The sequence below is a fragment of the Janthinobacterium sp. Ant5-2-1 genome, from assembly GCF_001445815.1.
Taxonomy (GTDB): Bacteria; Pseudomonadota; Gammaproteobacteria; order Burkholderiales; family Burkholderiaceae_D; genus Janthinobacterium; species Janthinobacterium lividum_E.
In genome coordinates this window covers 1-5,991 of sequence record NZ_LNCE01000169.1, presented here as the reverse complement: position 1 = coordinate 5,991, position 5,991 = coordinate 1, and the positions used below count along the sequence as shown (strand labels likewise).

12 protein-coding genes are annotated in these 5,991 nt (G+C 53.6%); all 12 read right to left on the bottom strand.

Annotated elements, in window-relative coordinates; genetic code table 11:
* Window positions 1-475: DNA-directed RNA polymerase subunit alpha (locus ASN89_RS27245; RefSeq protein WP_414842528.1), on the bottom strand; the 475-nt coding region annotated here is incomplete at its 3' end.
* A gap of 111 nt (window positions 476-586) precedes the next feature.
* The gene (gene rpsD, locus ASN89_RS27240; RefSeq protein WP_010394478.1) at window positions 587-1,210 is read right to left on the bottom strand and encodes a 30S ribosomal protein S4; all 624 of its coding nucleotides are present in this window, start codon (window positions 1,208-1,210) and stop codon (window positions 587-589) included.
* A gap of 258 nt (window positions 1,211-1,468) precedes the next feature.
* Window positions 1,469-1,873, bottom strand: coding sequence for a 30S ribosomal protein S11 (gene rpsK, locus ASN89_RS27235; RefSeq protein WP_010394475.1), 405 nt, complete (start codon window positions 1,871-1,873; stop codon window positions 1,469-1,471).
* A gap of 17 nt (window positions 1,874-1,890) precedes the next feature.
* Entirely contained in the window at window positions 1,891-2,256 is a 366-nt protein-coding gene (gene rpsM, locus ASN89_RS27230; RefSeq protein ID WP_046681666.1) for a 30S ribosomal protein S13, read from the bottom strand.
* A 14-nt stretch (window positions 2,257-2,270) separates the two neighbouring features.
* Window positions 2,271-2,384, bottom strand: a complete 114-nt coding sequence (gene rpmJ, locus ASN89_RS28480; RefSeq protein WP_010394471.1) for a 50S ribosomal protein L36 — start codon at window positions 2,382-2,384, stop codon at window positions 2,271-2,273.
* Window positions 2,385-2,426: 42 nt separating this feature from the next.
* On the bottom strand, window positions 2,427-2,645 hold the full coding sequence (gene infA, locus ASN89_RS27225; RefSeq protein ID WP_005663428.1) for a translation initiation factor IF-1: 219 nt from the start codon (window positions 2,643-2,645) through the stop codon (window positions 2,427-2,429).
* A gap of 18 nt (window positions 2,646-2,663) precedes the next feature.
* On the bottom strand, window positions 2,664-3,998 hold the full coding sequence (secY, locus tag ASN89_RS27220; RefSeq protein WP_010394438.1) for a preprotein translocase subunit SecY: 1,335 nt from the start codon (window positions 3,996-3,998) through the stop codon (window positions 2,664-2,666).
* Between the two features lie 32 nt (window positions 3,999-4,030).
* A complete protein-coding gene (gene rplO / locus ASN89_RS27215; RefSeq protein ID WP_034753211.1) occupies window positions 4,031-4,462 on the bottom strand; it encodes a 50S ribosomal protein L15 in 432 nt (143 codons plus the stop codon).
* 30 nt (window positions 4,463-4,492) lie between these two features.
* Entirely contained in the window at window positions 4,493-4,672 is a 180-nt protein-coding gene (rpmD, locus tag ASN89_RS28475; protein WP_010394435.1) for a 50S ribosomal protein L30, read from the bottom strand.
* Window positions 4,673-4,682: 10 nt separating this feature from the next.
* Entirely contained in the window at window positions 4,683-5,201 is a 519-nt protein-coding gene (gene rpsE, locus ASN89_RS27210) for a 30S ribosomal protein S5 (protein WP_010394433.1), read from the bottom strand.
* 9 nt (window positions 5,202-5,210) lie between these two features.
* Entirely contained in the window at window positions 5,211-5,573 is a 363-nt protein-coding gene (gene rplR, locus ASN89_RS27205; protein ID WP_010394431.1) for a 50S ribosomal protein L18, read from the bottom strand.
* A gap of 13 nt (window positions 5,574-5,586) precedes the next feature.
* The coding region (gene rplF, locus ASN89_RS27200; protein ID WP_058051409.1) for a 50S ribosomal protein L6 at window positions 5,587-5,991 on the bottom strand (405 nt) is incomplete at its 5' end.

Below are 5,991 nucleotides of genomic sequence, written 5' to 3'. Positions count from 1 at the left end.
CTTCCGACAGGCGACGCACGTTACCAGGAACGTAGCCGCGGCCTTTTTCAACCTTGATCTGCATGTCCAGCTTGCCACCAGCGGTCAGGTGGGCGATCACGTGGTCAGGGTTGATCAGTTCGACGTCATGCGGCAGGTCGATGTCGGAGGCCAGGATCGCGCCTTCGCCTTCTTTTTTCAGGGTCAGGGTTACCGAATCGCGGTTGTGGACTTTGAAAACCACACCCTTCAAGTTCAGCAACAGATCGACGACGTCTTCTTGCACGCCATCGAGGGAGGAATATTCGTGGACGACGCCAGCGATCGTCACTTCGGTCGGCGCGTAGCCTACCATCGACGACAGCAGAACGCGGCGCAACGCGTTACCCAATGTGTGGCCATAGCCGCGCTCGAACGGTTCCATCACGACTTTGGCGTGACCTGCACCGAGAGCTTCAACATCGATAATACGTGGCTTCAACAAACTGTTTTGCATGAAATGTCCTTTTCAATACCCTCGGCTCATTACACCGATAAGGCTGATGGCATTAGTGAAACGCCCACTTTACAAAAGCAAAGTGGGCGGAGATCTTGCTACTGACTACTATTAACGCGAGTACAGCTCGACGATCAGCGATTCGTTGACGTCGTTAGCGATTTCGTTACGCTCTGGCAGGGACTTGAAGGTACCTTCCATTTTCTTGGCATCAACCGAAACCCAGCTAGGCATACCAACTTGCTCAGCCAGCGACAGTGCTTCAACGATACGCACTTGCTTTTTCGATTTTTCACGAACAGCAACGATGTCGCCAACTTTGACTGCGTACGAAGCGATGTTGACAACGATACCGTTCACGGTGAACGCTTTGTGGCTGACCAATTGACGCGCTTCAGCGCGGGTCGAGCCAAAGCCCATGCGGTAGCAAACGTTGTCCAGACGCGTTTCCAGCAACTTCAACAGCGTTTCGCCGGTGTTGCCTTTACGACGGTCTGCTTCAGCGAAGTAGCGGCGGAATTGACGTTCCAGCACGCCGTACATGCGCTTGACTTTTTGCTTTTCGCGCAGTTGGTTACCGTAGTCCGAGGTGCGGGCGCCGGATTTGACACCGTGCTGGCCTGGCTTGACGTCCAGTTTGCACTTGCTGTCCAGCGAGCGACGTGCGCTCTTCAGGAACAGGTCTGTACCTTCACGGCGGGAAAGTTTTGCTTTAGGTCCGATATAACGTGCCACGATACTTCCTTTTTTTAAATGATAACGCCCCAGCCACATGCATGATCAAACACACTGATGCGGTTAGGCGCTAGTCTGATTTGGTTTCAATCAGACGGTGGCTGAAAACGAAAAACCCGTCAAACAGGATTTGACAGGCAAGAACAGCCGGGCAGTATAACCGTTTCCGGCTCCCTGCTCCAGCGTTTTCACACAACTGTACTGAGTTACAACAGACAGCAAAGCAGCTGGCGCCGAAGCGCCCTCTGCAACACTATCTTAGATACGACGACGTTTCGGTGGACGGCAACCGTTGTGCGGTACCGGCGTCACGTCCTGGATCTCGGTGATCTTGATGCCCAGGTTGTTCAGCGCGCGAACGGCGGATTCACGACCAGGACCTGGGCCCTTGATACGTACTTCCAGGTTCTTTACGCCACACTCAACAGCCACTTTACCAGCGGCTTCCGCGGCGACCTGCGCTGCGAACGGGGTCGATTTACGCGAACCCTTGAAGCCTGCACCGCCGGAGGTAGCCCACGACAAGGCATTGCCTTGACGATCGGTGATGGTAATGATGGTGTTATTGAACGATGCGTGGACATGTGCGATGCCTTCAGCGACGTTCTTTTTAACTTTTTTACGCACGCGTGCTGATGCGGCGTTATTTTGCGACTTAGCCATAATTATTCCCTAGCGGATTATTTTTTCAGCGATTGAGCGGCTTTACGCGGTCCCTTGCGGGTACGTGCGTTCGTACGCGTACGCTGGCCACGGCAAGGCAGACCCTTACGATGACGCATGCCGCGGTAGCAACCCAGATCCATCAAACGCTTGATGTTCATGGACAGTTCACGACGCAGATCGCCTTCGACGATGAATTTACCTACTTCATCGCGCAGCTTTTCCAGTTCGCTGTCATCCAGATCTTTGATCTTTTTGTTGGTTGCTACACCGGTCGATGCACAGATTTTCTCTGCGCGTGGACGGCCCACACCGTAGATGGCCGTCAGGCCGATAACGGTATGCTGATGATTTGGGATATTAACCCCTGCAATACGTGCCATTTGTTATTCCTCGATTAACCTTGACGCTGCTTGTGACGTGGTTCCACGCAGATAACGCGGACTACGCCTTTGCGCTTGATGATCTTGCAGTTGCGGCAGATCCGCTTGACTGATGCGAGAACTTTCATTTTTGGGCTCTTTCTTTCGCTTCTTTGGTTTGATTCAGTGTGTTACTTGGTACGGAACACAATGCGGGCTCGGCTCAGGTCGTACGGCGTTAACTCCACCGTCACCTTGTCTCCAGGGAGAATGCGAATATAGTTCATCCGCATTTTACCTGAAATATGCCCGAGCACCACGTGTCCGTTCTCCAGCTTCACTCGAAATGTTGCATTTGGGAGATTCTCAAGAATCTCGCCCTGCATCTGTATGACGTCGTCTTTTGCCATTCGGTATGTTTACCGCGCTTAACGCGTCGGAATTCCGCCCTTGAAATTTGCTTTGCGCAGCAGCGAATCATATTGCTGCGACATCACGTAGTTCTGTACTTGCGCCATGAAATCCATGGTGACAACTACAATAATCAATAAAGAAGTACCGCCGAAATAGAATGGTACTTTCCACTGGGCTTGCATAAATTCCGGCAATAAACACACCAGGGTGATGTAGACTGCGCCGGCAAGTGTCAAGCGTGTCAGGATCTTGTCGATGTAACGGGCTGTCTGCTCGCCTGGACGAATCCCGGGAATGAACGCACCGCTTTTCTTCAAGTTATCCGCTGTTTCCTTGCTGTTAAAGACCAGCGCTGTATAGAAGAAACAGAAAAACACGATCGCCACTGCGTACAACAGCGCATGGATAGGCTCACCAGGCCCCATCGATGCTGCCAAATCTTTCAAGAACCGCACCGCAGGGTTAGCGTTGTCGGCGCCCTTTGAAAACCAGTCCACGATAGTGGCCGGGAACAAGATGATCGAAGAAGCAAAGATCGGCGGGATCACGCCGGCCATGTTCAGCTTCAACGGCAAATGGCTGGTTTGACCGCCATAAATCTTGTTGCCTACCTGGCGCTTCGCGTAATTGACCAATATTTTGCGCTGACCACGTTCGACGAATACAACGAAGTACGTTACCAGTGCTACCAGGATCACGATGAAAATCGCGCTGAAGCTGCCGATCGAACCATTCGACACCTGAGTGAACAAGCCACCCAACGCCGACGGCAGACCTGCTGCAATCCCGGCAAAAATGATGATCGAGATGCCATTCCCCAAGCCACGCTCGGTAATTTGCTCACCCAACCACATCAAAAACATTGTTCCGGTCAACAAAGTGACGACCGTCACGAAGCGGAATGCAAGACCAGGTTCCAACACCAGACCAGCTTGCGACTCCAGTGCGACTGCAATGCCTAACGCTTGGAACAGTGCCAGGGCAACCGTGAAATACCGGGTGTACTGGGTGATCTTGCGACGACCTGCTTCGCCTTCTTTTTTCAACGCTTCCATCTGCGGTGACACGATCGACAGCAATTGCATGATGATCGAGGCCGAGATATAAGGCATGATACCCAGCGCAAACACTGTAAAACGAGACAAGGCACCGCCCGAGAACATGTTGAACATGCCCAGGACGCCGCCTTCGTGCTCCTTGAACAGCGAGGCTAATTGTGTCGGGTCAATCCCGGGAACCGGGACGTGAGCACCGATACGATAAACCACCAATGCGCCAAGCAAAAACCAGAGCCGTCCCCAAGGGAAACCGGCCGCTGCACTTTTAGCAAGTTGTGGATTAGTCGCCAATTTTCGCTCCGATCAAGCTGTTAGCGGTCAACTCAGGCTACCGAGCCGCCGGCTGCTTCGATGGCTGCTTTCGCGCCAGCGGACACTTTCAAGCCCTTCAAATTCACCGCTTTGGTGATTTCGCCGGACAAGATCACGCGCACGTCACGGGCCAACACGCCCAGAACGCCAGCTTGCTTCAAGACCAGAATGTCGACATCGCCAACAGCCAGGTTGTTCAGATCGGACAGGCGCACTTCAGCTTTGAAGGTTGCGTGCATCGATTTGAAACCGCGCTTAGGCAGACGGCGTTGCAGAGGCATCTGACCGCCTTCGAAACCGACTTTATGAAAGCCGCCCGAACGCGATTTCTGACCTTTGTGACCACGACCCGAGGTTTTACCCAGGCCGGAGCCGATACCGCGACCGACGCGACGCTTGTAGTGCTTAGCGCCTTCGGCTGGTGCAATAGTATTCAATTCCATGATTTGCTCCGTTCGTGTAAGCCCGAAGGCTTACCCGACAACTTTAACGAGATACGATACTTTATTGATCATGCCGCGTACGGATGGGGTGTCTTGCAATTCGGAAACCGAATTTACACGACGCAGACCCAGACCGCGCACGGTAGCGCGATGCGATTCGCGCGTACCGATCAAGCCCTTGACCAATTGCACTTTGACTGTGTTTGTCATTTTGTCCACCTTAAGCCAGAATGTCTTCGACCGACTTGCCGCGTTTGGCAGCGATATCGGAAGCAGTGCTCATTTTCGACAGGCCGTCCAGCGTAGCGCGTACCAGGTTGTACGGGTTGTTCGAACCGGTGGATTTCGCCACCACGTCCGTCACGCCCATCACTTCGAAGATAGCGCGCATTGCGCCACCAGCGATAACGCCAGTACCCGGCTTAGCTGGGTTCATCAGGACCTTGGAGGCGCCGTGACGACCAACAACCGTGTGATGCAAGGTACCGTTTTTGAGCGGCACTTTGATCAGGTTGCGACGGGCTTCTTCCATTGCCTTCTGCACGCCAACTGGCACTTCTTTCGATTTGCCCTTGCCCATGCCGACGCGGCCATCGCCATCACCAACTACGGTCAGCGCGGCGAAACCCATGATACGACCACCCTTGACCACTTTGGTCACGCGGTTGATCGCGATCATTTTTTCGCGCATGCCATCATCCGGCTTGTCGCTTTGCATTTTTGCTTGCATTTTTGCCATGATTGATCCTTAGAACTTCAGACCGGCTTCGCGTGCGGCTTCTGCCAACGCTTTCACACGGCCGTGGTAACGGAAACCGGAGCGGTCAAACGCAACTTCGGTAATCCCTGCTTTCAACGCTTTTTCAGCGACGCGCTTGCCGATCAAGGCTGCAGCAGCGGCATTGCCGCCTTTGCCGGATTGGCCTGCCAGTTCAGCGCGAACTTCCGCTTCAGCCGTCGAGGCCGAAACCAGGACTTTAGCGTCCGGGCTGATCAGGTTGGCGTAAATGTGCAGGTTGGTGCGATGCACCGACAAGCGATTTACTTTCAATTCCGCAATCTTGATGCGGGTTTGGCGTCCGCGGCGAAGCCGTGATTCTTTCTTATCCATCGTCAGCCCCTAATTACTTCTTCTTGGTTTCTTTAAGCTTAACCACTTCGTCCGCATAGCGAACGCCCTTGCCTTTATAAGGCTCAGGAGCGCGGTAAGCACGAACTTCAGCGGCTACCTGGCCAACCTGTTGACGGTCGATACCTTTAATCAGGATCTCGGTCGGGGTTGGTGTTGCGCAGGTAACGCCAGCTGGCATGTCATGCACTACAGGGTGCGAGAAACCCAGGGACAGATTCAACTTGTCGCCTTGAGCTTGCGCCTTGTAACCCACGCCTACCAGGTTCAGCTTTTTCTCGAAACCCTTGGTGACGCCAACAACCATGTTGTTGACCAGTGCGCGCAGCGTGCCGGACATGGCATTGGCTTCGCGGCTGTCGTTCGCCACGTCGAAACTCAGGGTTCCTGCATTGTTTTC

Coding starts and splice junctions, on each gene's coding strand:
- rpmJ (WP_010394471.1), bottom strand. CDS start 2,384: ATGAAAGTTCTCGCATCAGTCAAGCGGATCTGCCGCAACTGCAAGATC.
- rpsE (WP_010394433.1), bottom strand. CDS start 5,201: ATGGCAAAAATGCAAGCAAAAATGCAAAGCGACAAGCCGGATGATGGC.
- infA (WP_005663428.1), bottom strand. CDS start 2,645: ATGGCAAAAGACGACGTCATACAGATGCAGGGCGAGATTCTTGAGAAT.
- rpsM (WP_046681666.1), bottom strand. CDS start 2,256: ATGGCACGTATTGCAGGGGTTAATATCCCAAATCATCAGCATACCGTT.
- rpsK (WP_010394475.1), bottom strand. CDS start 1,873: ATGGCTAAGTCGCAAAATAACGCCGCATCAGCACGCGTGCGTAAAAAA.
- rplR (WP_010394431.1), bottom strand. CDS start 5,573: ATGGATAAGAAAGAATCACGGCTTCGCCGCGGACGCCAAACCCGCATC.
- rplO (WP_034753211.1), bottom strand. CDS start 4,462: ATGGAATTGAATACTATTGCACCAGCCGAAGGCGCTAAGCACTACAAG.
- rpmD (WP_010394435.1), bottom strand. CDS start 4,672: ATGACAAACACAGTCAAAGTGCAATTGGTCAAGGGCTTGATCGGTACG.